Below are 24,556 nucleotides of genomic sequence, written 5' to 3' on the forward strand. Positions count from 1 at the left end.
GAGAGGAGCGCGATGGGTCCGCCCGACAATGGCACAGATCGCCGGGGCGCCGCTGCCGACTACCCTGCGCCGCCGTTCTCGGTGGAGCTGATCGCGGACCTACACGCCGATGTCCTGCCCGCCGATGTCGCCGATCATGTTCGGGCCCACCTCGATGAGGACGACAACGCTCGATCCGTCCTCGCCGCGCTCGACCACGCGGTCGCCCAGGTCCGGTCCGCACCGGTCCCATCCCGCACGGTGCCACCCGCGGTCACCGATCGCACCGCGAAAACCCTCGCCCACATCCGCGCCGAAGTGCTCGACCGCGGTGCCGGAACCGTCACCCATCTCGAATCCGCACGTCAACAGCGCGCACGCCGAGGCCGGTGGCTCGCCGTCGGTGGCGCGGCGGTGGCCGCGTCGATCGCGGCGGTGGTCGCGATCACCGTGGGGGTCGGGAGATCCCCGCAGCCGGTCACGCCCGTCGAGGCCCAACATCAGCCCACGGCCACGAAGACCGTGCCGGCAGCCGAGCGCGCCTCACTGCTCTCTGTCCTGGGCCACAAGGACTTCGCGCCCTTCGGCTCCGAGGCGGCGCTGCGCCGCTGCACCGCGGCCAACGGTGTGCCCACCCATACCGTCGTACTCGGATCGGGTCCGGTCACCCTGGACGGCCGGGAGGCGGTGGTGATCCTGCTCGCCACTGGCGTCGCCGGATTGATCGACGCACTGGTCGTGGCGCCGGAGTGCACGACGAATCATCCCTTGCTGATCAACCGCATGCAGATCGGCGGCTAGCCGTGCGCCGCCGACGCTGCCGCACGGTCACCAGGGAACATCTACCTCTACCCTGATGTTGAGACACCCGGACACGCTCGACAGCATCACGGAGGACGGATGACCCAGCCAGACAGCCAGCAGATTCACGATCTGATCATCATCGGATCCGGACCGGCCGGGTACACCGCGGCCGTGTATGCGGCGCGCGCGGAGCTGTCACCGATCGTTTTCGAGGGCACGCAGTTCGGCGGTGCCCTGATGACCACCACCGAGGTGGAGAACTTCCCCGGGTTCCAGAACGGCATCCAGGGTCCCGCGCTGATGGACGAGATGCGCGAACAGGCCATCCGATTCGGCGCCGATCTCCGGATGGAGGATGTCGACACGGTTCGCCTCACCGGCGACATCAAGGAGGTCGAGGCCGGGGGAGAGGTACACCGTGCCCGCGCGGTGATCCTCGCCATGGGTGCCGCAGCCCGCTACCTCGGCGTCGACGGCGAGCAGACCCTGCTCGGTCGCGGCGTCTCTGCCTGCGCCACCTGCGACGGGTTCTTCTTCAAGGACCAGGACATCGCGGTGATCGGCGGCGGCGACTCGGCCATGGAGGAAGCGACCTTCCTCACCAAGTTCGCACGCAGCGTCACCCTCATCCACCGGCGTGAGGAGTTCCGTGCGTCGAAGATCATGCTCGAGCGGGCGCGTGCCAACGACAAAATCCGCTTCCTCACCAACGCCGCGGTGACCGGGGTCATCGGGGACACGTCGGTCACCGGACTGCAGGTCACCGACACCATCACCGGCGAGGTCAGCACGCTCGACGTCACCGGGATGTTCGTCGCAGTCGGGCACGATCCGCGCAGCGAACTCGTCCGGGGTCAGATCGATCTCGACGAGGACGGCTACGTACTGGTGCAGGGCCGGACCACCTATACGTCACTGCCCGGTGTGTTCGCGGCCGGCGATCTGGTCGACCACACCTACCGCCAAGCGATCACCGCCGCAGGCAGCGGATGTGCGGCCTCCATCGATGCCGAGCGTTGGCTCGCCGACCAGGGCGTCGTCGACCTCATGCCACTCGAGGGCGATCTGGTGGTCGTCGACGCCCCCGCCGGTGCGTGATCCGCACCACCGCCGAACCACCCCACCCACGAATCACGTCCACAAGGAGGACACCCTGATGGGAGCAAACACCGTCGCCGTTACCGACGCCACCTTCGCCGACCAGGTTCTCGGCTCCGACAAGCCGGTACTGGTCGATTTCTGGGCCACCTGGTGCGGCCCGTGCCGGATGGTCGCGCCGGTGCTCGAGGAGATCGCGCGCGATCACGGTGACAAGCTGACGGTCGCCAAGGTCGACGTCGACGCGAACCCGGCCACCGCCCGCGACTTCCAGATCATGTCGATCCCGACCATGATCCTGTTCGAACACGGCAAGCCGAGCAAGACCATCGTCGGCGCCAAGGGCAAGGCCGCCCTGCTGCGCGAGCTCGAGTCGGTCGTCGGGTCGCCTGCCTGATCAGCCGTTCCACCTGCGACGACTCGCCGTGGCCCGACACCCGGCGGTGTCGTCGTTTGGCGTGTTCGCCCGGACCTGAAAGAATGCGGGTGTTTGCGGCGGTGTGGCCCGACCTGAGGGCTGCCACCGCACCGCCTGTCTGAGGAGTTGCTGATGCCGTTGTTCCGCCTGGGAGATACCGGTTCAGCGGTCGCCGAAATCCGGAACATACTTGTCTCCCGGGGGCTGCTGGCCGCGAATCCGTCACCCGACGGGCTCGTCGGGGTCGGTAACGGTTGGACCCCGCCGGAGGCGGTGTTCGACGACGACTGCGACCACGCCGTACGCGCGTTCCAGCAGGAGCGGGGGCTCATCGTCGACGGCATCGTCGGTCCCGCCACGTACCGCGCCCTGCGGGAGGCGTCCTACCAGCTCGGCACCCGGGTGCTGCTGTACCGGCTCTCGGCCACCATGGTCGGTGACGACGTCGCGACATTGCAGGGCCGACTGCAGAACCTCGGGTACTACACCGATCTCGTCGACGGCATGTTCGGGGAGTCCACCCACAATGCGGTCTGCCTCTACCAGAGCGAGTACGGTCTGTCGGCCGACGGCATCTGCGGTCCGGCGACGCTGCGATCGCTGGACCGCCTCGGGACCCGGGTCACCGGCGGTTCACCGCATGCCATTCGCGAAGAGGAACACGTCCGTCGCTCCGGGCCGCAGCTGTCCGGCAAACGGATCCTGATCGACCCGGGCTCCGGCGGACTCCACGAGTTCTCGACCGACGAGAACGCCGAACTCGAGTCGGCGATCCTTTGGGATCTCGGTGCCCGGCTCGAGGGCCGGATGGCCGCGGCCGGCATGGAGACCTTCCTGTCACACGATGGCCGCGGCCGACCGAGTGACGACGACCGCGCGCGGGTGGCCAACCTGGCCGGTGCCGATCTGGTGCTCTCGTTGCGTTGCGGTCACTATCCCAACGAACGCGCGAACGGTGTTGCCGCGTTCTACTTCGGCAACTCGCACGGTTCCTTCTCCACCATCGGCCGGAATCTCGCCGGCTTCATCCAGCGCGAGATCGTCGCCCGCACCAGCCTCACCGACTGCCGCACCCACGAACGTACGTGGGATATGTTGCGGCTCACCAGAATGCCGGTTGCGCTACTCGATGTCGGCTACATCACCAACTCGGGGGACCGGGCGCTGCTGAGCGACCCGCAGGTCCGCGACATCATCGCCGAGGCGATTCTTGTTGCGGTCAAACGGCTTTATCTGCTCGGCGAGAACGACCGGCCGACCGGAACCTACACGTTCGCGGATCTTCTTGCTGCAGAACGTCTTTCGGGATAGACCAACCCGTTCCCGCACCACCTCGGACGCGCACGCGATCCGCGCCCGAGCTTCGTCAGGCCCGCCCGCGTTGTCGACTCGTGGGTGCCTGGCGACGTCCTACCGGCACCGTCGCCGCCTCTCGTTCCCGGCCGGCCAGATCGATGGCGGCCATCACGACCAGTTTCTCCAGCGCGTGTTCGACCTCGTGCTTCCAGCCGAGACCCTCGTCGAGTTCCAGCCGGAAGCGGGGGAACCGTGGATGGGAGGCCACCACGTCGAACCCGGAATCCTTGAGGAAGTCGGCGTCGATGATGCACTCGGTGCACAGGTCGGACTGTGGATTGTCGCGCACGCCTCGCGTGATCTCCACGATCGCCTCGTCGGCCCACGATCCCATCTCGTTCGACATGGATTCCAGCGCACCGAGTTCCGCGACGCCGGTGGTGCCTTCGCCGGGAAGCCGCACGATACCGAAGGCCTCGACGGCCCGCACTCCACGGCGGACCAGATCGACGACGACGCTGTCGAGCAAGATCGGCGCCGCCTCGTCGAACCCGGGTTCGGTGCGGATCGAACTCACCAGCACCGCATCGGCACTCACCGGGGAAGTGGGGAACAGGCGCGACCGTGGAACGCGCCCGGGTGGTGCGTAGAACGCGGATCCCACGACCTTTCCTGTGTTGCCGTCGATCGCCATCTGGCCGCACGTACCCCAGTCGAGGAGCAGTCCGGAGATCCACGCTTCCTTGTCGAACTCACTTTCGAACGCGCCGAGATCGCCGAAGATCGCGGCGTCGGCCGCCCGCGACATCGACGCCGGATCAACCTCCCAGAAGACACAGCGGCGTACGTGGCTCGGCAGCTGTTCGAATGACTCGAGATCGAGACGAGTCACGGCGAGTTTGTTTGTCACCGCTCTGCCCGTTCGGTAGCCGAAGATCCAAAAGTGTTGGGCGACAAGCGCTTAAAGAATTTCACCATGGTCCTCGCTGATCAACTGTCACTGTGACGTAATGCCCTGGTGCCTTCACCCGGGGTCGATCACACCCACAATTCGTTCCAGATCCTCCACCGAGCCAAACTCGACGACGATCTTGCCCTTGCGCTTGCCGAGGCTGACGGTGACCCGCGTGTCCAGACTGTCCGAGAGCCGTTCGGCCACATCCTGCAGCCCGGGCATCAGCATCGGCTTGCGTTTGGCGGGGGAGGACTGCGGCGTGAGATCTCCGTCCCCTCGGTTCGCCAGCGTCACCGCCTCTTCGGTCGCCCGCACCGACAAGCCCTCGGCAACGATGCGAGCGGCGAGGGCTTCCTGCGCATCGCTGCCCGTCTCGAGCGACAGCAGCGCGCGCGCATGACCGGCGGACAGCACGCCCGCCGCCACCCGCCGCTGCACGGGGATCGGCAGCTTCAGCAGGCGGATCATGTTCGTGATCAGAGGACGCGATCGACCGAGTCGGTTGGCGAGTTCCTCGTGGGTGACCTCGAACTCCTCGAGCAGTTGCTGATATGCCGCCGCCTCTTCCAGCGGATTGAGCTGTGCGCGGTGAATGTTCTCGAGTAGTGCGTCGCGCAGCATGTCGCCGTCGGGAGTCTCGCGGACGATCGCCGGGATGGCGTCGAGGCCGGCCTCTTGGCTCGCACGCCAACGCCGCTCGCCCATGACGATCTGGTAGCCGACACCACCGTCGGTGGGGGTGCCGAGCCGACGGACCACGATCGGCTGCATCAGTCCGAACTCCGTGATGGAGTGCACCAGTTCGGCCATCGCGTCCTCGTCGAAGACCGAGCGCGGCTGATGGGGGTTCGGTTGGATCTGGGCCGGCGGGATCTCGCGGTAGACGGCACCCATCTCGTCGACGGTCGGAGTGTCCGTCGCCGAACCGTTCGATGCATCGACCGCCGTGATCGCGGTGGCCGGGGGAAGGGTTGCGGTGTTTCCGTTCCCGCGCCCGATCACGACATCGGCGGCTGCGGCCCCGAGTCGTGGGCCGCTGGGGCTGTCACCGTCGGGTGGGCCGGTGGGGATGAGGGCCGCCAGGCCGCGGCCCAGACCTCCCCGACGCTGCGCGGAATCTCGCTGACTCACTGACGTCCTCTCGCTGTCGAGCACACCTTATGGATCCTATCCGTCTCGTCCGACACCGCGGTCAGGGCGCGGCCGAGCGCAGCGCCAACTCGCGGGCGGCGTCGAGGTAGCTCATGGCGCCGCGGGAGCCCGGGTCGTACTCGATGATCGTCATCCCGTATCCGGGTGCCTCGGACACCTTCACGCTGCGGGGGATGATCGTCGTCAGCACCTTCGCCGCGAAGTGTCGTCGGACCTCGTCGGCGACCTGGTCGGCGAGCTTGGTCCGGCCGTCGTACATCGTCAGCACGATCGTCGACACGTGTAGATCCGGATTGAGGTGCGCCTGCACCAACTCGATGTTGCGCAGCAACTGACCCACACCCTCGAGCGCGTAGTACTCGCATTGGATCGGGATCAGCACCTCCTTGGCCGCGACCATCGCGTTCACCGTCAACAACCCGAGCGAGGGTGGGCAGTCGATGAACACGTAGTCGATGCCGAGCTCGTCGAGGGTGCCCGCATCGAGCGCATTGCGCAGCCGGTTCTCCCGGGCGACGAGCGACACCAGCTCGATTTCGGCACCGGCGAGATCGAGCGTGGCGGGGACGCAATAGAGGGTGTCACTGCTGGGCGACTTCTGGACCGCCTCCTTGAGCGTCACCTCGCCGAGCAGCAACTCGTAGACCGACGCGATGCCCGGTGCCCGGTGATCGATGCCCAGCGCGGTGCTGGCGTTGCCCTGGGGATCGAGATCGATGACGAGTACCCCGAGGCCGTGCAACGCGAGGCCGGCGGCCAGGTTCACGGCCGAGGTCGTCTTGCCGACCCCACCCTTCTGATTGGCGACGGTGAAGATGCGTGTTGTCGTCGGACGGGGGAGTCGACCCGCACCACCGGGTGTCAGAACCTGGCTGGCCCGAGCCGCAGCAGCAGCGATCGGGGTGTCGTGGAAGTCTGGACTCGTCGCGCGGGAGGTACCGCTGATGGTTGTTTCACGTGAAACACTCGGGTCCTGATCGACCACGCTTGGACTCCTTCGCCCGACTGGATCTTGTTCTTGGGTGATCTGTGCGTCCACATGGACGTCGGATGAACCGGCTTGCAAGAGGCCCACCCGATCACCGGCACGACGTCTATTGTGCGCCCTCACACGACGTGACACCAATCCCACTCACCCTTTCCTTCGGCGTTTCGCCGGTCGAGTTCTCCTCGGTCCAGACCCACCATCGACGGCCGTCTTGGTCCCGACGACAACCGTGGTGGGGACCTCGAGAATCGACGACCCGCATTGGGCGACGCGTAGTCCGGAGATGCCGCTCCGCCCGACTACATCCGTGTCGCGGTCGATCTCGTCCTGCGCGGTCGACCCCTTGATCGCGATCATGCGGCCGCCCGGACGAACCAGCGGTGCGGACCACTTGGCAAGGCGTTCCAGCGGAGCCACCGCACGCGAGGTCACGACATCCGCAACATCAACCTGCTCGCGCACCGCCTTCTCCTCGGCCCGGCCACGTACGACGGTCACGTCGAGGCCGAGATCGGCGACCACTCGGGCGAGGAATTCGCTGCGCCGCAGGAGTGGCTCGATCAGAGTGACCACAAGATCGGACCGGGCGATCGCCAGCGGTATACCGGGCAGTCCGGCTCCGCTACCGATATCGATGACCGTCTCTCCCTTCTCGATGACCTCTCCGATCACCGCGCAGTTGAGTATGTGCCGATCCCAGAGTCGGGGAACCTCGCGCGGTCCGATCAGCCCGAGTAGCACCCCGTCCGACGCCAGCACGTCGTGGTACCCCTGGGCCACCCCGATCCGTTCACCGAAGATCGCAGTGGCCTCGGCCGGCGGGGGAGTGACCTCGCCGTCGTTCGACTGTTTCACGTGAAACATCCTCCATCCCCGAGTTGACGCGGGCGCCGCTGTTTCACGTGAAACACTCTCCGCCGCCCGCCAGACACGGAACTACACCCATGTCATTCATTGTCCCGGAAACGACAAAGTCCCGGCCTCAGCCGGGACTCTATCGGGGCTCTAGGACGAGCGTGTCAGCTGCTGCGCAGAACCACGACGCGGCGCTTGGGCTCGGCACCCTCGCTCTCGCTGACGACGCCGTCGACGGCGGCCACCGCGTCGTGCACGATCTTGCGCTCGAACGGCGTCATCGGATCGAGTGCTTCACGCACACCCGAATCCCGCACACGCTGGGCCACTTCGGTCCCCAGACGGGCGAGGCGGTCGCGCCGATCGGCACGCCACCGAGCGATGTCCAGCATCAGCCGACTCCGGTCGCCGGTCGCCTGCTGCACCGCCAGACGGGTCAGTTCCTGCAACGCGTCGAGCACCTCACCCTTGCGACCGACCAGCTTCGCCAGATCGTCACCGCCATCGATGCTCACGATCGCGCGGTCGCCGTCGACGTCGAGGTCGATGTCCCCGTCGAAGTCGAGCACGTCCAGAAGCTGTTCGAGGTAGTCGCCGGCGATCTCGCCCTCTTCGACCAGACGCTCTTCTTCGTCCACCTCGTCGCCATCGTCGGACTCGTCGTCGGACTCGTCATCCGCGCTGTCCTCGACCTCGTCGACATCGGCGGGAGCCGCCGCTTCCCCGGTCGCCACCTCTGCGGTCACCTCGGCCACCTCGGTCGCCTCAGCTGTCTCGGCGGTCTCCGTGTCGAGTTCGCGGTCGTCGGCCGTGGTATCTGCTGTCATCTGGTACTCCACCTCACTGTCCTCTGAAGATCTACGTCTCGATGCGGGGGTGTCACTGGCGACCGCCAGGACGACCACCCTTCTTGCGTCGGTTTCCGGTTCCGGACCGCTGCTTGTTCGCGGCCGTTCGGGCGCCGGCGGGCTTCTGCCCGGGTGCGGGCTTGTTGCCCCCGGAGCCACTCTCTGTCGTCCCGGTCGCGGCGGGGCCCGACGCTGGCGACGCACCGGAGCCCGACGCCGTGGATTCGTCGTCGCCGGTCGACGGCGCGTCCGCGCCGCTCGACTCGACGCCCTTCGCCGCACCGCGGTTGGGGCGGAACCAGTTCTGCACGGTCTGCAGGGGAGAGGACGCTGTCGATACCGCCGCGGCACCTGTGTCGGCGATCGCGTCGTCGTCCGCATCCGAGTCGGAGGCTGTTGCCGCCAGCTTGCGTTCGGGGTCGGGACGCGCGCCGGGCTTCGGCGCATTCGCCTTCTGCTTGTCCAGCTTCGCCTGCTTGGCGTCTTCTTCCTCGCGTTCGATGCGACCGAAGACGAGGTGCTGCTGCCCGTAGGTCCAGACGTTGTTGCTGACCCAGTACAGCAGGATGGCCACCGGGAAGAACGGACCGGTCACCAGGATGCCCAGCGGGAAGATGTACAGCGAGAGCATGTTCATCATCCGGGTCTGCGGGTTCTCCAGCGCCTCCGCCGGCTGGCGCGCCACCGATGCGCGCGAGTTCATGTGCGTCGCGATCGACGCGATGATCATGATCGGGATGACGACCACGATGATGTTCATCCGGGTGAAATCGATGTCCGCCAGGTTGCCCGACGGGATGAACGCCTTCCACTGTTCCACCGGCTGGGTGATGTAGGACGACAGCGGCACACCGAAGAAACGGGCGTCGAGGAAGTTCTGCACCTGCTCGACGCTGAAGAAGTAGTTCGGGACCTCGCGTGTCTGCTCGGGAGACATGCCGAGCTGGCCGACTCCGGTCGCGGTCCGGTTGAACGACCGCAGCACATGGAACAGGCCGATGAACACCGGAACCTGCAGGAGCATCGGCAGACAGCCCAGGAGCGGGTTGAAGTTGTGCTCCTTCTGGAGCTTCTGCATCTCCTCGGTCATCTTCACGCGATCCTTGGCGTACTTCTTGCGGATCGCCTGCATCTGCGGGTTGATCTCTTGCATCTTCTTCGTGGTGCGGATCTGCTTCACGAACGGCTTGTAGAGCAACGCGCGAAGCGTGAAGACCAGGAACACCACCGACAGCGCCCAGGCGATACCGTTGCCGCCCGGCGTGTTCGGCGTGATGAAGTCGAACAACCAATGCCAGACCCACATGATCCCGGAAACCGGGTAGTAGATGAAGTTGAGCACGGGTCAGTTACCCCTAACCTCTGTCGGTACCGCACGGAAATGCAAAAGCTCCCGGAGCCCACGTTCGGGGACCGGGTCGTAACCAGGTTTGTGCCATGGGCCGCATTTGAGCAACCGGATGATGGCGAGGTCGCTGCCGTAGATGAGCCCGTGTCGACTGATGGCCTCGACGGCGTAGGCGGAGCACGTCGGTTCGAATCGGCAGCTGGGCAACCGCATGGGGGACACCCACGTGCGGTAGAGCTCGATCAGGAAGATGACGATGCGCCGGGGGAGAAGGTGAAGCCATCCGGCCACCGATCGGGTACCGCTCATCGGACGCTCCGGTCGCCGCCCGGGACACCGGAGAACAGCTCTCGAACACGACGATGCCGCACGGCACCGGACAGCTGATCGGCAAGATCGGCCGACGACGTCAGCGCCGCGGACGGGCGCGCACGGATGACCATCAAAGTCTGCGTGCTGGGGAACTCGCCGATACACGACACGAATGCGGCCCGGAGTCGACGCGCGACGCGATGCCGGGTGACGGCGTTGCCGACCGACTTGCTCACGATCAACCCGAGCCACGGTCCACCAACCGTCACGAGATCGGGATTCGGCAGTGCGTGGATCACGAGATCACGTGTCGACACCCGCACGCCGGACTTCAGAGTGCGATTGAAGTCGGATCCACGAGAGATCCGATGTGCTGCAGCCACCATCGAAACCAGCGACCGGCAGTGGGTCCAGAAGCCCCCACCGCCGGTGACGATGCTGTCGGCTCAGGCCGTGAGCTTTGCGCGGCCCTTGCTGCGACGACCGTTGACGATGGCACGGCCGGCGCGGGTGCGCATGCGCAACCGGAAACCGTGAACGCGTGCACGACGGCGGTTGTTGGGCTGGAAAGTCCGCTTTCCCTTGGCCATTGGTGACTCCTTCGAGCTCTCGCGTGCTCCGCGCCGACTGCACGCGCGAACCACGATTTTCTGGTGGTCTGCTTATCCCGGTCCGGTGCCGAACTCGTGTCGGTCGTGGTGCTCCCGGCTGACACACCGAAACCACCGCGCAAATCCGAAACCTGGATGACCAGTCGAGACTACTGAGTACGACCGAGAGAATCAAACGAGCGCCTGTCCATCACCGGCTCGTGTGAGTTCCACCACGTGGCGTGCCCGCGTGCGCCGGGGCCCCGATGACGCTACCTCCCAAATCCGACGATTCCACTGTTCGTTCCGGGCGCACTCTGTTAGCTTCTCCCACAGTCGTGAGCTCGGCTCGTCGACGAGAGACGGTTCCGCCAACCACTCCGGGGCAACCGGGTGATCACGTCACCCCCTAATCTGTACACAGCTGTGGACAACTTATGTGGACAACTCGTGGCGAGGCCGACCCCGTGGGATTCTTTTCACCGGGCTCATGCCCGGGCGCCGGTCGTGGGCCCGGACTGGGGATCCTGGGTCGGCGATACCGCCAGGAGGAGGAGGGCACGGAACCGTGACGTCTGATCGCGATTCGTTCGGCGAGGTGTGGCAACGGGTCGTCGCCGAACTCAACAACGACGCCGCGGCCACCGAGCACGAACCGCTGACCCGACAGCAGAAGGCCTGGCTTTCCCTGGTCCAGCCGCTGACCCTGGCCGAGGGGTTCGCGCTGCTCACCGTGCCGACACCCTTGGTGCAGGAACAGATCGAACGCAATCTGCGCGACACCATTCGTTCGGCGCTCAGCCGCCACCTCGGACAGCCGGTAGATCTCGGTGTGCGGATCGCCACGCCCCCACCCGAGGAATCCGCTCCCGAGCCGTCGCTGGGCACCGCCATCCCCGAACCCTCGGTGATCCCGCTCGTGAACTCGACCGTGAACGCCCCGATCACCCCGACGCCGGCCACCCCACCGACCGGATTCGACGGGCGCGGCGGCCCTCCGGAGACCGCCGACTGGTCGACCTACTTCGCCGAACGGCCGACCGCCGGGCAGGCGGCCTCGAGCGCCAACCTCAGCCCGAAGTACACGTTCGACACCTTCGTCATCGGCGCCTCCAACCGGTTCGCCCACGCGTCGGCGGTCGCCGTCGCCGAGGCTCCCGCGCGTGCCTACAATCCGCTGTTCATCTGGGGTGAGTCCGGTCTCGGCAAAACGCATCTCCTGCATGCGGCCGGGCACTACGCGCAGCGGCTGTTCCCGGGGATGCGCGTCAAGTACGTCTCCACCGAGGAGTTCACCAACGACTTCATCAACTCGCTGCGCGACGACCGCCGCGTCGCCTTCAAGCGGCGCTACCGCGACGTCGATGTCCTGCTCGTCGACGACATCCAGTTCCTGATCGGCAAGGAAGGTATCCAGGAGGAGTTCTTCCATACCTTCAACACGCTGCACAACGCATCCAAGCAGATCGTCGTCTCTTCGGACCGACCGCCGAAGCAGCTTGCGACACTGGAAGATCGACTCCGGACACGATTCGAGTGGGGGCTGATCACCGATGTGCAGCCCCCGGACCTGGAAACCCGGATCGCCATCCTGCGCAAGAAGGCGCAGATGGACAACATCGCCGTACCCGACGATGTCCTCGAACTCATCGCCTCCAAGATCGAACGCAACATTCGTGAACTCGAGGGCGCGTTGATCCGCGTCACGGCGTTCGCCTCGCTCAACAATGCCGAGCTCGACAAGTCGCTCGCCGAGGTGGTGCTGCAGGCGTTGTTGCCCAACTCCGGCACCCTGGAGGTCAGTGCCGCGAGCATCCTGGCCATCACCGCCGAATACTTCGACATCTCGGTCGAGGAACTCCGCGGTCCCGGCAAGACCCGCTCGATTGCGCAGGCCCGCCAGATCTCGATGTATCTGTGCCGGGAACTGACCGATCTCTCGCTGCCCAAGATCGGTGAGACGTTCGATCGGGACCACACCACGGTCATGTACGCCGAGCGCAAGATCCGCAAGGAGATGGCCGAGCGACGCAAGGTCTACGACCACGTCCAGGAATTGACCGCGCGGATCAAACAGCGCGCCAACTGACGTCGCCGGGTCACGGCCCTATGGCCCTCAGCCCGCCCGCCGTCGGCCAAGTCTCAACTCACACCCCAGGGTTTCTGGAACCTGGCGATCACCGATCGCCCATTTCTTGACACCCGGAGCAGTTCTCCACCGATGTGGATAACCCTCGGGATAACGGTGAGTAACTTGTGCACGTTGCGTGGACACCCGGCGAACCAAACACCAACTCCACAACAGCTATCGATCTCGCCCCGACAAACTCCACCGGGCGTCCACACGGATCCATCCGGCCTGACCTGCGGTCCCCGACCCCCATCCACAGATCCACAAGCCCTATTACGGTTATGAATTTCTCTCTTCAGGATCCTTTTCAAAAGAAGGTCTTGTGCACAGTCGGCGGGGCCGATCCGACACGCCGAGAGCGTCGGTGCTTGTAGTTCGCCCCAACAGTTCCCCGTCTGGCACCCTCGTTCTATGGTGGGAAGCCCCACCGGGAATCTCCCATCACCCACAAGGACGAGAAGGGCAACCACCCAGCATGAAGTTCCGTGTCGCGCGTGACGAGTTCGCAGATTCCGTGGCATGGGTGGCTCGTAGCCTGCCGGCGCGCCCGCCCGTCCCGGTGCTCGGGTGTGTGGTCCTGACCGCCGACGACAACGGTCTCGAGGTGTCCGGCTTCGACTACGAGGTGTCCGCGCAGGAGACGATCGCGGCCGAGGTCGCCGACCCGGGCAAGGTCCTGGTCTCCGGTCGGCTGCTCGCCGACATCACCCGCGCGCTGCCCAACAAGCCGGTCGATGTGACGCTCGACGGTGCCCGCGTCTCCATCACCTGCGGCAGCGCCAAGTTCTCGTTGCCCACCATGCCGGTCGAGGATTACCCGGAACTCCCGAAACCCCCGGTGGTCACCGGCACCCTGCCGGCCGATCGGTTCGCCGAGGCGATCTCCCAGGTCGCCGTCGCCGCCGGCCGGGACGACACGCTGCCGATGTTGACCGGGGTGCGCGTCGAGATCGACGGCAACCGGGTCGTGCTCGCCGCCACCGACCGGTTCCGTCTCGCCGTCCGCGAACTCGAATGGGATCCCGCCTCCGGGGACGCCGCCGGCGCGGTGCTGGTCCCGGCCAAGACCCTCTCGGAGAGCGCGAAGACCGCGGGTGGTGAGAGTGCGGTCGAGCTGGCGCTCGGAAACGGATCGGCCATCGGGGGTGAGGGCATTCTCGGCATCCTCGGCCAGACGAAACGCACCACCACCCGCCTGCTCGATGCCGAGTTCCCGAAGTTCCGTCAACTGTTGCCGGCCACTCACACCGCGGTCGCCACCATCGAGAGCGCCCCGCTGATCGAGGCGATCAAACGTGTCGCCCTCGTCGCCGAGCGTGGTGCGCAGGTGCGCATGGAGTTCCGCGACGGGTCGGTGCTGCTGACCGCCGGCGGCGACGAGGCCGGCAAGGCCGAGGAAGAGCTGCCCGTCGAGTTCCAGGGCGAGCCGCTGACCATCGCGTTCAATCCCGGATATCTGCAAGACGGGCTCTCGGCCATCGGCGCAGCGTCGGTCGACTTCGGATTCACCACCCCGAGCCGCCCCGCCGTGCTGCGACCGTCGAGCGGCGAGGAGCCGGTGGCCGACGAGTCGGGTGCCTTCGTCGCGCCCCAGAGTGCGTTCACGTACCTGCTGATGCCCGTGCGCCTGCCCGGCTGATCGTTCCGCGACGGAGGCATTGGCGTGTTCGTCCGCGAACTGTCGCTGCGGGATTTCCGGTCGTGGCGCGAGATCGATCTGACGTTGCGTCCCGAGCCGACGATCTTTGTGGGGCGCAACGGATTCGGAAAGACCAACATCCTCGAGGCGGTGTTCTACCTCGCGCATCTGCGTTCGCACCGGGTCAGCACCGACGCCCCGCTGGTGCACGCGGGAGCCACCACCGCCACCGTCGCCGCGACCGTCGAGAACAATGGCCGTGAGCTGACCGTCCAACTCCGGATCAATGCCGAGGGCGCCAACAAGGCGACCATCAACACCAGCCCGGCTCGCCGGGCACGCGACATCCTCGGGATTCTGCGTGCGGTCATGTTCGCCCCGGAGGATCTGCTGCTGGTCCGCGGGGATCCCGCCGATCGTCGCCGATTCATCGACGAACTCGTTGCCCAGAAAGGACCACGCTGGGCCGCCGCCCGGTCCGACTACGACCGGGTCCTGCGTCAGCGGTCCGCGCTCCTCAAGACCGCGGGCGCCGCCCTGCGCCGCGGCGGAGCCGACGCCGACTCGGTGATCAGCACCCTCGACGTGTGGGACGCACAGCTCGCCGAGTTGGGCGGGCAGGTCACCGCCGCACGGATAGACGTCCTCACCGAACTGACGCCGCAGGTCGCCGCCGCATACGCGGCGATCGCGCCGCACTCGCGTCCGGCCACCCTCGCCTACCGCGCGGCCGCCGGTCCCGAGGTTCTTCCGTCGCCGGGCACTCCGGCCGCCGCCGACGACATCCGCGACATCCTGCTGGCGCGTCTCGCCGAGCTGCGCAGCAAGGAGATCGACCGCGGGGTCAGCCTGGTCGGGCCACACCGCGACGACATCGACATCATCCTCGGGACCGACGTGGCCAAAGGTTTTGCCAGCCACGGCGAATCGTGGTCGCTGGCCCTGGCGCTGCGTCTCGGATCGGTGGAACTCATCCGGGCCGAGGGGATCGAACCGGTCATCATGCTCGACGACGTGTTCGCCGAGCTCGACGCGCAGCGTCGTACCCAACTGGCAGACTTCACCGCGTCGGCCGAGCAGTTGCTGATCACCGCAGCGGTACCGGACGACATCCCCGCCCGCATCGGCGGCCGTCGCATCGGCATCGACGTGGTGGACGACAACGGCCGGCGATACTCGACCGTGGTGGGTGCCGCGGACGGGGACGATGCCGCGGACGAGGATGTCGTGGCCGACGAGGATGTCGTGACCGACACGGACATCGCGACCGACAGGGCATTCGGGACAGGGGAGGCGTCATGACCGAGGATTCGCTGCCGCAGGCCAACCCCGGAGAGCCGCCGCTCACCGGGTACGAACTGGCCCGTCGGGCCCTGGAGGAGGCACGAGCGGCCGCCCGCGCCGCCGGAAAGTCCGTCGGTCAGGGCCGCTCCTCACCGATCGCGGGTCCCCGCCGGGCGGGAGCGAGCCGTCGGCGTTGGTCGGGATCGGGACCAGACTCGCGGGATCCGCAGGTCTTCGGACGGATCGCGGGCCGCCTCGCGCAGGACCGCGGATGGCAGCCACACATCGGTCAGGGCACGCTCTTCGGCATGTGGGAGCAGATCGTCGGCACCGACATCGCCGCGCATGCGCAACCAACATCGTTGCAGGACAACGTCTTACACATCCAGGCCGAGTCCACCGCATGGGCGACCCAACTGCGCTACATGCAGTCGACGATCCTGGCGAAGATCGCGACGGCGGTCGGCGACGGCATGGTCACCACCCTGCGGATCACCGGACCCAAGGCACCGTCGTGGCGGAAGGGACCGCGCAGCGTCCCCGGTCGTGGACCACGCGACACCTACGGGTGAGTGAATGTCGGCGACGCCTAGCAGATTCCGCACCGGAAAGCGAGTCTGTTGTCCCCAGGACGGCGTGATTGTCGCCGATCCACAATCGGTCCGGCATCAACCGGAAAAAATCGATCTGTGCCCACGTTGGGGGTCCCAGATACCCGTTTCTATTCGGGTGAGGCAGTACAATGGTTGAAGTTGTCCCGACAGGGGTGGACCAGGCCCGGCTCACGAGCCGGACCCGCATACCGATCTCGTCCGTGATCACCCACGGGCGTGTCTCCGTGTGCGTGAACCGGTCGCCTCCGTTCGGGAGTCACCGACACAGAACAGGAGCGGACCCACCTCGTGGCCGAGACGAACGACAGCACCGGGCCGGACACCTCCGCAAAGAAGAGTCCCAAGAAGAAGCCGGGGGAGTACGGCGCCGATTCGATCAGCATCCTCGAAGGTCTCGAAGCGGTCCGCAAACGACCGGGCATGTACATCGGCTCGACCGGTGAACGTGGGCTGCATCACCTGATCTGGGAGGTCGTCGACAACTCCGTCGACGAGGCGATGGCGGGGTTTGCCAGCAAGGTGGACGTCACGCTCCTCGCCGACGGCGGTGTTCAGGTCGTCGACGACGGCCGCGGCATCCCCACCAGCATGCACGCCACCGGCGTCCCCACCGTCGAGGTGGTCATGACGCAGCTGCATGCCGGCGGCAAGTTCGATTCCGACGCGTACGCGGTCTCGGGTGGTCTGCACGGTGTGGGCATCTCGGTGGTCAACGCCCTGTCCACCAAGGTCGAACTCGAGATCAACTACGGCGGCTTCGGTTGGGAGCAGACCTACGACTACGCCAAGCCCGGACCGCTGGACAAGGGCGACGCGACGCGCAAGACGGGGACCACCGTCCGGTTCTGGCCGGACCCGAAGATCTTCGAGACCACCACGTTCTCCGCGGAGACCGTCGCCCGCCGGCTGCAGGAGATGGCGTTCCTCAACAAGGGTCTGACCATCACCCTGACCGACAATCGTCCCTCCGACGAGGCGGCGGTCGCCGAGGCCGAGATGGACACCGACGGCGACAAGGCCGAGATGATCAAGTCCGAGGAGGAACGCAAGCAGCGGGCCGCCAAGGTCCGCACCCGCACCTATCACTACCCCGACGGCCTCGTCGACTACATCAAGCACCTCAACCGGACCAAGAACCCGATCCACCAGTCGGTCGTCGGATTCAACGCCAAGGGCACCGGCCACGAGGTCGAGATCGCCATGCAGTGGAACGCCGGCTATTCGGAGTCGGTGCACACCTTCGCCAACACCATCAACACCCACGAGGGCGGCACGCACGAGGAAGGTTTTCGTGCGGCGCTGACCAGTACGGTGAACAAGTACGCGCTCGACAAGAAGCTCCTCAAGGAGAAGGACGGGAAGCTCACCGGCGACGACATCCGCGAGGGCCTGGCCGCGGTCATCTCGGTGAAGGTCTCCGACCCGCAGTTCGAGGGACAGACCAAGACCAAGCTGGGTAACACCGAGGTCAAGAGCTTCGTCCAGAAGACCTGCAACGAGCATCTCGCGCACTGGTTCGAGTCGAACCCGGCCGAGGCCAAGATCATCGTGAAGAAGGCGGTCGACTCGTCGCAGGCGCGGATGGCCGCACGCAAGGCACGAGAGTTGGTGCGCCGCAAGACCGCAACCGACATCGGCGGTCTCCCCGGCAAGCTTGCCGACTGCCGCAGCAACGACCCGTCGAAGTGCGAGGTCTACATCGTCGAGGGCGATTCGGCCGGCGGCAGCGCGAAATCGGGGCGCGACTCGATGTATCAGGCGATCCTGCCGTTGCGCGGCAAGATCATCAACGTCGAGAAGGCCCGCATCGACCGAGTCCTCAAGAACGCCGAGGTCCAGTCGATCATCACCGCCTTCGGCACCGGCATCCACGACGAGTTCGACATCGCCAAGCTGCGCTATCACAAGATCGTCCTGATGGCCGACGCCGACGTTGACGGACAACACATTTCGACGCTGCTGCTGACGTTGCTGTTCCGCTTCATGCGTCCGTTGATCGAGCACGGCCACGTGTACTTGGCGCAGCCGCCGCTCTACAAGCTCAAGTGGCAGAAGCGAGAGCCGGAGTTCGCGTACTCCGACCGCGAACGAGACGGCCTCCTCGAGGCCGGCCGCGCCGCCGGCTGGAAGATCAACACCGACGACGGTATTCAGCGATACAAGGGCCTTGGTGAGATGAACGCCAAGGAATTGTGGGAAACGACCATGGATCCCGAGGTTCGCGTGCTGCGTCAGGTCACGCTCGACGACGCGGCCGCCGCCGACGAACTCTTCTCCATCCTGATGGGTGAGGACGTCGCCGCACGCCGGAGCTTCATCGCCCGAAACGCGAAAGACGTTCGCTTCCTTGATGTCTGACCCCATCCGCTCTATCGATGGCCGAGTAGCACCCGGAGTGCCGGCGTCCGGAGCGTATCGAGACCGAGACCACCGTCCGCAATCAGAGAAGGTCACGAATGACTGACACCACACTGCCGCCCACCGGCGGCGAGGGTGACCGTATCGAACCGGTCGATCTCGGCCAGGAGATGCAGAACAGCTACATCGACTACGCGATGAGCGTGATCGTGGGCCGTGCACTGCCCGAGGTCCGGGACGGCCTCAAACCGGTGCACCGCCGCCTGCTCTACGCGTCCTACGACGCCGGGTTCCGGCCCGACCGCAGCTACGTGAAATCCGCGAAACCCGTTGCGGAGACGATGGGTAACTATCATCCGCACGGCGACACCGCGATCTACGACGCCCTGGTGCGGCTGGCGCAGCCGTGGTCGATGCGGTATCCGCTGATCGACGGTCAGGGCAACTTCGGTTCCCGCGGCAACGACGGCGCCGCCGCGATGCGTTATACCGAAGCCCGCCTGACCCCGCTGGCGATGGAGATGCTGCGCGACATCGACGAGGAGACAGTCGATTTCACGCCCAATTACGACGGCAAGACCAACGAACCCACGGTTCTGCCGTCGCGGATCCCGAACCTGCTGATCAACGGATCCGGCGGCATCGCGGTCGGCATGGCCACCAACATCCCGCCGCACAACCTCAATGAGGTTGCCGACGCGGTCTTCTGGGCGCTGGAGAACCCGGAGGCCGACGAGGAGGCGACCCTGGCCGCCTGCATGGAGGCCATCAAGGGCCCGGACTTCCCCACGGCCGCACTGATCGTCGGCAGCCAGGGCATCCGGGACGCCTACATGACCGGCCGCGGCAGCATCCGGATGCGCAGCGTCGTGGACATCGAGGAGAACAAGGGCACCACCACCCTGGTGGTCACCGAGTTGCCGTATCAGGTCAACCCGGACAACCTGATCCAGTCGATCGCCGAACAAGTCAACGAGGGAAAGCTCAAGGGCATCAGCCGGATCGAGGATCAGTCCTCCGATCGTGTCGGCATGCGGATCGTGATCACCCTGCGGCGTGACGCCGTCGCCAAGGTGGTGCTGAACAACCTCTACAAGCACAGCCAGTTGCAGACCAGCTTCGGGGCCAACATGCTGTCGATCGTCGACGGTGTCCCCCGCACGCTGCGCCTGGATCAGATGATCCGCTTCTACGTCGCCCATCAGATCGACGTGATCGTGCGGCGCACGCGGTATCGGCTGCGCAAGGCCGAGGAGCGCGCGCACATCCTGCGCGGACTGGTGAAAGCGCTTGACGCCCTAGACGAAGTGATCAGGTTGATCCGTGCGTCGGCGAACACCGAGGAAGCCCGCACCGGGTTGATCGACCTCCTCGACATCGACGAGATCCAGGCCGACGCCATCCTAGCGATGCAGCTGCGTCGACTGTCGGCTCTCGAGCGGCAGAAGATCATCGACGAATTGGCCGAGATCGAGCGGGAGATCGCCGATCTGAAGGACATCCTCGACAAGCCGGAACGGCAGCGCGCGATCGTCCGCGACGAACTGAAGGTCGTCGTCGACAAGTACGGAGACGAACGTCGTACCAAGATCATCGCGGCCGACGGCGACGTCAGCGACGAAGATCTGATCGCCCGCGAGGACGTCGTCGTCACCATCACCGAGACCGGCTACGCCAAGCGCACCAAGACCGACCTGTACCGCAGTCAGCGGCGCGGCGGCAAGGGCGTGCAGGGTGCCGGCCTCAAGCAGGACGACATCGTCGCGCACTTCTTCGTCTGCTCCACACACGACTGGATCCTGTTCTTCACCACGAAGGGCCGCGTCTACCGCGCCAAGGCATACGAACTGCCCGAGGCCAACCGCACCGCCCGCGGCCAGCACGTCGCGAACCTGCTGGCGTTCCAGCCGGAGGAACGGATCGCGCAGGTCATCCAGATCCAGAGCTATCAGGACGCGCCGTACCTGGTCCTCGCCACCCGCAACGGACTGGTCAAGAAGTCCAAGCTCGAGGACTTCGACTCCAACCGCTCCGGCGGCATCGCCGCCATCAATCTGCGTGGCGAGGACGAACTCGTCGGGGCCCAGCTGTGCTCGGCCGACGACGATCTGCTGCTCGTCTCACAGCAGGGGCAGTCGATCCGGTTCCACGCCGACGACGAGGCGCTGCGCCCGATGGGACGCCAGACCTCGGGGGTGCAGGGCATGCGGTTCAACGCCGACGACACCCTGCTGAGTCTGAACGTCGTCGTCGAGGGCACGTATCTGCTGGTGGCGACATCGGGTGGTTACGCCAAGCGCACCGGAATGGACGACTACCCGGTGCAGGGCCGCGGCGGCAAGGGCGTCCTGACGATCGCGCACGACCGTCGTCGCGGAGAACTGATCGGGGCGCTCATCGTCGACGACGACACCGAGCTCTACGCGATCACCTCCGGTGGTGGGGTGATCCGCACCGGAGCCAAACAGGTCCGCAAGGCCGGCCGCCAGACCAAGGGCGTGCGTCTGATGAATCTGGACGAGGGCACCACGCTGTTGGCGATTGCACGCAATGCCGACGAGCCGGACGAAGAGGACGCCAGGTAGCGAGGCACGGTCGCCGGCTCCCGTGGTCGGCTCTCCGTAGCCGCTAGGGTGGGGCGGTAGATGATCCACCTCCCGGGTGGGGCGTCAGAAGGTCATCGAATGAGGGATTGCCAGTGAGCTCACCGAACACGCCCGAGAACAAGAAGCCGACCAACGGCGACGTCGGACCTGGTTCCGGACCGGGCATGCACGGTTCCGGCAGGGGAGGTCTGGTCCCGCCCTGGCAGCGGGGTCAGACCGAGACCGGATCGTCGGTGTCCGACGGCCCGAACGGCACCAGCCGCTCGGGCCCGCCGCCGCGGGGGATCGTCAGCACGTCCAGTGAGACGGGCGTGACCGGTCAGGCACCCATCACCAAACTCGACGATCCGCGCAGCGCCGGACCCCATCGCAACGGAGGCACCACCGTGACGGACCTCGCCGACCAGAAGTTCGTCGAATCGCCGACCCGGCACATCGACCGCAGCAACCTGCCGGACGAGGATCTGCCGAATCTCGACGCGATCCATCACGTCAACGCGCAACCGGCCGCGCCCGCGGCCACTCCGCCCCGCTCGGCTCCGGCGGAGGTCGGCATCGCGCGCGGTCTGCGGGCATCCGTGCAGATCCGCCGCATCGATCCGTGGGCGACGTTCAAGATCGCGGCGGTGCTCTCGGTGGTCGGCTTCCTGATCTGGATGATCTCGGTCGCCGTGCTCTACCTCATTCTCGACGGCATGGGCGTGTGGGATCAGGTCAACAGCTCGTTCGGCACGCTGGTCACCGCGGACGGCTCGAGCAGCGAGGGCGACATCATCGGTGCCGGGACGGTCTTCGGCTACGCGGCGCTCCTCGGTGCGATCAACGCGATCCTGCTGACCGCGCTGGCCACCATCGGGGCCTATATCTACAACCTGTGCGCCGATCTCATCGGCGGCGCCGAAGTGACCCTGGCAGATCTGGATTGACCGGCTGACCTGCACGAACGGGCGGCCCGGACGAGTTCCGGGCCGCCCGTTTTGGTTATTCGGGGTCGGGTCGGGTAATCTCACACCTCGGTTCAAGGGCCTATAGCTCAGGCGGTTAGAGCGCTTCGCTGATAACGAAGAGGTCGGAGGTTCAAGTCCTCCTAGGCCCACCACGACGGGGTGTTTCACCCCGTCACGGGGCCTTAGCTCAGTTGGTAGAGCGCCGCCTTTGCAAGGCGGATGTCAGGAGTTCGAATCTCCTAGGCTCCACCACCCCACCCACTCATTCATCAGCCGAATGGGCGGCGCACCCTAGCTGTACAGCAGCGGACGATGCAGGTCGCGGTACACCACGTCCGCACCCATCAGGTTCATCTCCTCCTCGAAGAGTGACCGTAGATCGTCGGGCATCTCCAGCGTCTCGTGTTCGCGTGCCTCCGCTTCGGATGTGAAGTAGACCGCCTCCACGAATCCGTCTCCGCTGCCACTGCACAATGTCGCGCCGATGATCTCCGGACGCAGTTCGTGTACCCGGCCGGCTGACTGATCGAGCACCTCCCGCATCCGGCCGAGATCGGGCGAGTGGCCCTCCATGATCTGGACGAAGCCGGCGTCGTCGGAGCCGCCACCCATCCATTCGGTCACGTCCGGACAATCCATGAACGTCACCTCGCCCTCGAAACACCCTTCTGCCTCGGACCACCAGGCGCCCTGCTCGGGACGGTCGCTGTTACGTCGCGCCGACTCCTCGGAGTCGAATCGCGCCAACGCGACGAAGGTGCCGTCGTCGCATGTCCCCGCGGTGGTGCCGAGATACCCGGTGGCCCCCGGCCGAAGATCCCGATCCCAACGGTCCATGCACTGTTGGAGCCTGTCGGGATCGGAGACCTTTCCCTCGATGAGTTGAATGAACATGATGTGCCTCCTTGCGGTTTCTCCGCAGTGAGATCAATGGTGGTGGCCGACCCGTCGCAGGTCTCCGTCGTGAAGCGACGGCCCGTGGCCGCAGCCACTCCGCTCACAATCGTGCTCCGCGTGCCGGACAGTCGCAAGACCCGTTTCCTGTGCCGCGATCGAATGACGAAAATTGGGTGCATCACCGTTGTCAGATAGGGTTGCCGGGTTCTTGGACGTCTGACGAGGGGGAGTCGTGCGGAGTATCGGTGCGGTGCTGGTGGCGGTGACGGTGGGTGCGTTGTCGTGGCTCGGAGCGGGTGGGGCGGCGGCTGATACGCCGATCCGTGGGTACTACCAATACAGCGACTTGTCGTCGATGGTCGGTGACCACGACAACTGCCGGGGGACGGTGAGGGTGCGGATGTCGACGCCGACCGGCAAGCGCGGTGTCGTCCGAGTGACGTTCACATCGTTTGGTTTCACGGGAAACCAGCCTGGGTGGCATCGCAACCCCAAGTGCACAGTGCGGATGGCGATCGTCAATCAGGGACCGGGTCTTTCGCGCGTGGAGCGCTATTACCCGATGTCCTTCGGACCTCGTCCGGGACAGCGCTATGTCCGCGACATCGTCACCGGATCAGGGCCGGCCATCATCGGCGTTGCGCCGCTGGCGATCAACAGTCCGGTCCTGAAGACCCCCGTGGGCAGCGGCCCGGCGTTCTACGCGGTCATTCCGTAACCTGCGTCTGTCCGTCGCCGAAACAGCGTGCCGCGATCGAATGACGGAGATTGGGTGCATCACCGTTGTCAGATAGGGTTGCCGGGTTCTTGGACGTCTGACGAGGGGGAGTCGTGCGGAGTATCGGTGTGGTGCTGGTGGCGGTGACGGTGGGTGCGTTGTCGTGGCTCGGAGCGGGTGGGGCGGCGGCTGATACGCCGCTTCCGGGCGTATTTCTGTGGAGCAACAGCATGGCCACGTTCGGCGACCACGACTTCTGTCGCGGGAATGTCATCGTCTCGCTGTCGACGCCGCCGGGAAAACGAGGCGTTGTCCGGGTCACGTATACGTCGTCCGGGTTCACCGGTGAGGGGCCGGGATGGAAGCGCAATCCCAAATGTCGCGTGATGGTGGGCATGGTCCAGGAAGGTCCGGGGTTGAACTATCGCGAGCGATGGTTCCCACTGACGTTCGGTCCTTCCAAGCAGCGGATAGTCCGGGATGTCGTCACCGGCTCAGGTTTCCTCGGACTCGGTAGCGCCCCGTATGCCGTCAACGCTCCGGGCCACATCCTTCAGGGCTACGGCGGGACGTTCTGGACCGTTGTTCCGTGATCGCCGGCGCCCGCAGGCCGGCGTGTGTGAGTTTGGTCTCACAAAGTAGAGATAGCTGTTGGTAAATCCGTTGCTTCAGCTCTCTGACGTGCGACTAAAGGCGTTCTTGGCGACCAAAGCCATGTC

23 protein-coding genes and 2 tRNA genes are annotated in these 24,556 nt (G+C 65.9%); 15 read left to right on the top strand and 10 right to left on the bottom strand.

Going from position 1 to position 24,556, the window contains the following annotated elements:
* Nucleotides 1-12 precede the first annotated feature (12 nt).
* The 4 genes from ACWDTI_RS04215 (at nucleotide 13) to ACWDTI_RS04230 (ending at nucleotide 3,610) form a co-directional block, all read left to right on the top strand.
* On the top strand, nucleotides 13-780 hold the full coding sequence (locus tag ACWDTI_RS04215) for a hypothetical protein (RefSeq protein WP_449736777.1): 768 nt from the start codon (nucleotides 13-15) through the stop codon (nucleotides 778-780).
* A 99-nt stretch (nucleotides 781-879) separates the two neighbouring features.
* Nucleotides 880-1,881, top strand: a complete 1,002-nt coding sequence (gene trxB, locus ACWDTI_RS04220; protein ID WP_449736778.1) for a thioredoxin-disulfide reductase — start codon at nucleotides 880-882, stop codon at nucleotides 1,879-1,881.
* A gap of 58 nt (nucleotides 1,882-1,939) precedes the next feature.
* Nucleotides 1,940-2,278, top strand: coding sequence for a thioredoxin (trxA, locus tag ACWDTI_RS04225; RefSeq protein WP_449736779.1), 339 nt, complete (start codon nucleotides 1,940-1,942; stop codon nucleotides 2,276-2,278).
* A gap of 153 nt (nucleotides 2,279-2,431) precedes the next feature.
* Complete coding sequence (locus ACWDTI_RS04230; protein WP_449736780.1) at nucleotides 2,432-3,610, top strand: peptidoglycan-binding protein; 1,179 nt, start codon at nucleotides 2,432-2,434, stop codon at nucleotides 3,608-3,610.
* 55 nt (nucleotides 3,611-3,665) lie between these two features.
* On the opposite strand, the gene ACWDTI_RS04235 is transcribed toward ACWDTI_RS04230, so the two are convergent.
* The 9 genes from ACWDTI_RS04235 to rpmH form a co-directional block, all read right to left on the bottom strand.
* The gene (locus tag ACWDTI_RS04235; protein ID WP_449736781.1) at nucleotides 3,666-4,487 is read right to left on the bottom strand and encodes a hypothetical protein; all 822 of its coding nucleotides are present in this window, start codon (nucleotides 4,485-4,487) and stop codon (nucleotides 3,666-3,668) included.
* A gap of 132 nt (nucleotides 4,488-4,619) precedes the next feature.
* Nucleotides 4,620-5,681, bottom strand: coding sequence for a ParB/RepB/Spo0J family partition protein (locus tag ACWDTI_RS04240; RefSeq protein ID WP_449736782.1), 1,062 nt, complete (start codon nucleotides 5,679-5,681; stop codon nucleotides 4,620-4,622).
* A 61-nt stretch (nucleotides 5,682-5,742) separates the two neighbouring features.
* Nucleotides 5,743-6,687, bottom strand: a complete 945-nt coding sequence (locus tag ACWDTI_RS04245) for a ParA family protein (protein ID WP_449736783.1) — start codon at nucleotides 6,685-6,687, stop codon at nucleotides 5,743-5,745.
* Between the two features lie 147 nt (nucleotides 6,688-6,834).
* Nucleotides 6,835-7,554: a 16S rRNA (guanine(527)-N(7))-methyltransferase RsmG gene (gene rsmG / locus ACWDTI_RS04250; protein ID WP_449736784.1), complete on the bottom strand. Its 720-nt coding sequence runs from the start codon at nucleotides 7,552-7,554 to the stop codon at nucleotides 6,835-6,837.
* 155 nt (nucleotides 7,555-7,709) lie between these two features.
* Nucleotides 7,710-8,372: a Jag family protein gene (locus ACWDTI_RS04255; protein ID WP_449736785.1), complete on the bottom strand. Its 663-nt coding sequence runs from the start codon at nucleotides 8,370-8,372 to the stop codon at nucleotides 7,710-7,712.
* A gap of 52 nt (nucleotides 8,373-8,424) precedes the next feature.
* The gene (gene yidC / locus ACWDTI_RS04260) at nucleotides 8,425-9,735 is read right to left on the bottom strand and encodes a membrane protein insertase YidC (protein ID WP_449736786.1); all 1,311 of its coding nucleotides are present in this window, start codon (nucleotides 9,733-9,735) and stop codon (nucleotides 8,425-8,427) included.
* A gap of 3 nt (nucleotides 9,736-9,738) precedes the next feature.
* Nucleotides 9,739-10,050 (bottom strand): membrane protein insertion efficiency factor YidD, encoded by a 312-nt coding sequence (yidD, locus tag ACWDTI_RS04265; RefSeq protein ID WP_449736787.1) that lies wholly within the window; start codon nucleotides 10,048-10,050, stop codon nucleotides 9,739-9,741.
* A complete protein-coding gene (gene rnpA, locus ACWDTI_RS04270; protein WP_449736788.1) occupies nucleotides 10,047-10,439 on the bottom strand; it encodes a ribonuclease P protein component in 393 nt (130 codons plus the stop codon). Before rnpA ends, yidD begins: the two co-directional genes overlap by 4 nt.
* A gap of 60 nt (nucleotides 10,440-10,499) precedes the next feature.
* A complete protein-coding gene (gene rpmH, locus ACWDTI_RS04275) occupies nucleotides 10,500-10,643 on the bottom strand; it encodes a 50S ribosomal protein L34 (RefSeq protein WP_006337454.1) in 144 nt (47 codons plus the stop codon).
* 568 nt (nucleotides 10,644-11,211) lie between these two features.
* Here rpmH and dnaA point away from each other — a divergent pair.
* The 9 genes from dnaA (at nucleotide 11,212) to ACWDTI_RS04320 (ending at nucleotide 22,474) form a co-directional block, all read left to right on the top strand.
* Nucleotides 11,212-12,732, top strand: coding sequence for a chromosomal replication initiator protein DnaA (gene dnaA, locus ACWDTI_RS04280; RefSeq protein WP_449736789.1), 1,521 nt, complete (start codon nucleotides 11,212-11,214; stop codon nucleotides 12,730-12,732).
* Nucleotides 12,733-13,249: 517 nt separating this feature from the next.
* Nucleotides 13,250-14,413 carry a DNA polymerase III subunit beta gene (gene dnaN, locus ACWDTI_RS04285; RefSeq protein WP_449736790.1) on the top strand — a complete coding sequence of 388 codons (1,164 nt, stop codon included), beginning with the start codon at nucleotides 13,250-13,252 and terminating at the stop codon, nucleotides 14,411-14,413.
* A 24-nt stretch (nucleotides 14,414-14,437) separates the two neighbouring features.
* Complete coding sequence (gene recF, locus ACWDTI_RS04290; protein ID WP_449736791.1) at nucleotides 14,438-15,715, top strand: DNA replication/repair protein RecF; 1,278 nt, start codon at nucleotides 14,438-14,440, stop codon at nucleotides 15,713-15,715.
* Nucleotides 15,712-16,269, top strand: coding sequence for a DUF721 family protein (locus ACWDTI_RS04295; RefSeq protein ID WP_449736792.1), 558 nt, complete (start codon nucleotides 15,712-15,714; stop codon nucleotides 16,267-16,269). Before recF ends, ACWDTI_RS04295 begins: the two co-directional genes overlap by 4 nt.
* A gap of 330 nt (nucleotides 16,270-16,599) precedes the next feature.
* Complete coding sequence (gyrB, locus tag ACWDTI_RS04300) at nucleotides 16,600-18,669, top strand: DNA topoisomerase (ATP-hydrolyzing) subunit B (protein WP_449736793.1); 2,070 nt, start codon at nucleotides 16,600-16,602, stop codon at nucleotides 18,667-18,669.
* Nucleotides 18,670-18,767: 98 nt separating this feature from the next.
* Nucleotides 18,768-21,254, top strand: a complete 2,487-nt coding sequence (gyrA, locus tag ACWDTI_RS04305; RefSeq protein WP_449736794.1) for a DNA gyrase subunit A — start codon at nucleotides 18,768-18,770, stop codon at nucleotides 21,252-21,254.
* A gap of 113 nt (nucleotides 21,255-21,367) precedes the next feature.
* Nucleotides 21,368-22,201 (top strand): DUF3566 domain-containing protein, encoded by an 834-nt coding sequence (locus ACWDTI_RS04310; protein ID WP_449736795.1) that lies wholly within the window; start codon nucleotides 21,368-21,370, stop codon nucleotides 22,199-22,201.
* Nucleotides 22,202-22,297: 96 nt separating this feature from the next.
* Nucleotides 22,298-22,374: transfer RNA gene (locus tag ACWDTI_RS04315), tRNA-Ile, on the top strand.
* Between the two features lie 24 nt (nucleotides 22,375-22,398).
* Nucleotides 22,399-22,474: transfer RNA gene (locus tag ACWDTI_RS04320), tRNA-Ala, on the top strand.
* 39 nt (nucleotides 22,475-22,513) lie between these two features.
* On the opposite strand, the gene ACWDTI_RS04325 is transcribed toward ACWDTI_RS04320, so the two are convergent.
* On the bottom strand, nucleotides 22,514-23,116 hold the full coding sequence (locus tag ACWDTI_RS04325) for a hypothetical protein (protein ID WP_449736796.1): 603 nt from the start codon (nucleotides 23,114-23,116) through the stop codon (nucleotides 22,514-22,516).
* A gap of 235 nt (nucleotides 23,117-23,351) precedes the next feature.
* Here ACWDTI_RS04325 and ACWDTI_RS04330 point away from each other — a divergent pair, with 235 nt between their 5' ends.
* Nucleotides 23,352-23,837: an enoyl-CoA hydratase gene (locus tag ACWDTI_RS04330; RefSeq protein WP_449736797.1), complete on the top strand. Its 486-nt coding sequence runs from the start codon at nucleotides 23,352-23,354 to the stop codon at nucleotides 23,835-23,837.
* A 113-nt stretch (nucleotides 23,838-23,950) separates the two neighbouring features.
* Nucleotides 23,951-24,430, top strand: coding sequence for an enoyl-CoA hydratase (locus tag ACWDTI_RS04335; protein ID WP_449736798.1), 480 nt, complete (start codon nucleotides 23,951-23,953; stop codon nucleotides 24,428-24,430).
* The last annotated feature ends 126 nt before the right edge of the window (nucleotides 24,431-24,556 follow it).

The sequence above is a fragment of the Gordonia sp. NPDC003424 genome, from assembly GCF_053588655.1.

Coding starts and splice junctions, on each gene's coding strand:
- trxB (WP_449736778.1), top strand. CDS start 880: ATGACCCAGCCAGACAGCCAGCAGATTCACGATCTGATCATCATCGGA.
- yidD (WP_449736787.1), bottom strand. CDS start 10,050: ATGAGCGGTACCCGATCGGTGGCCGGATGGCTTCACCTTCTCCCCCGG.
- dnaN (WP_449736790.1), top strand. CDS start 13,250: ATGAAGTTCCGTGTCGCGCGTGACGAGTTCGCAGATTCCGTGGCATGG.
- ACWDTI_RS04295 (WP_449736792.1), top strand. CDS start 15,712: ATGACCGAGGATTCGCTGCCGCAGGCCAACCCCGGAGAGCCGCCGCTC.
- rsmG (WP_449736784.1), bottom strand. CDS start 7,554: ATGTTTCACGTGAAACAGTCGAACGACGGCGAGGTCACTCCCCCGCCG.
- ACWDTI_RS04255 (WP_449736785.1), bottom strand. CDS start 8,372: ATGACAGCAGATACCACGGCCGACGACCGCGAACTCGACACGGAGACC.
- trxA (WP_449736779.1), top strand. CDS start 1,940: ATGGGAGCAAACACCGTCGCCGTTACCGACGCCACCTTCGCCGACCAG.
- rpmH (WP_006337454.1), bottom strand. CDS start 10,643: ATGGCCAAGGGAAAGCGGACTTTCCAGCCCAACAACCGCCGTCGTGCA.
- ACWDTI_RS04215 (WP_449736777.1), top strand. CDS start 13: ATGGGTCCGCCCGACAATGGCACAGATCGCCGGGGCGCCGCTGCCGAC.
- rnpA (WP_449736788.1), bottom strand. CDS start 10,439: ATGGTGGCTGCAGCACATCGGATCTCTCGTGGATCCGACTTCAATCGC.
- ACWDTI_RS04325 (WP_449736796.1), bottom strand. CDS start 23,116: ATGTTCATTCAACTCATCGAGGGAAAGGTCTCCGATCCCGACAGGCTC.
- gyrA (WP_449736794.1), top strand. CDS start 18,768: ATGACTGACACCACACTGCCGCCCACCGGCGGCGAGGGTGACCGTATC.
- ACWDTI_RS04230 (WP_449736780.1), top strand. CDS start 2,432: ATGCCGTTGTTCCGCCTGGGAGATACCGGTTCAGCGGTCGCCGAAATC.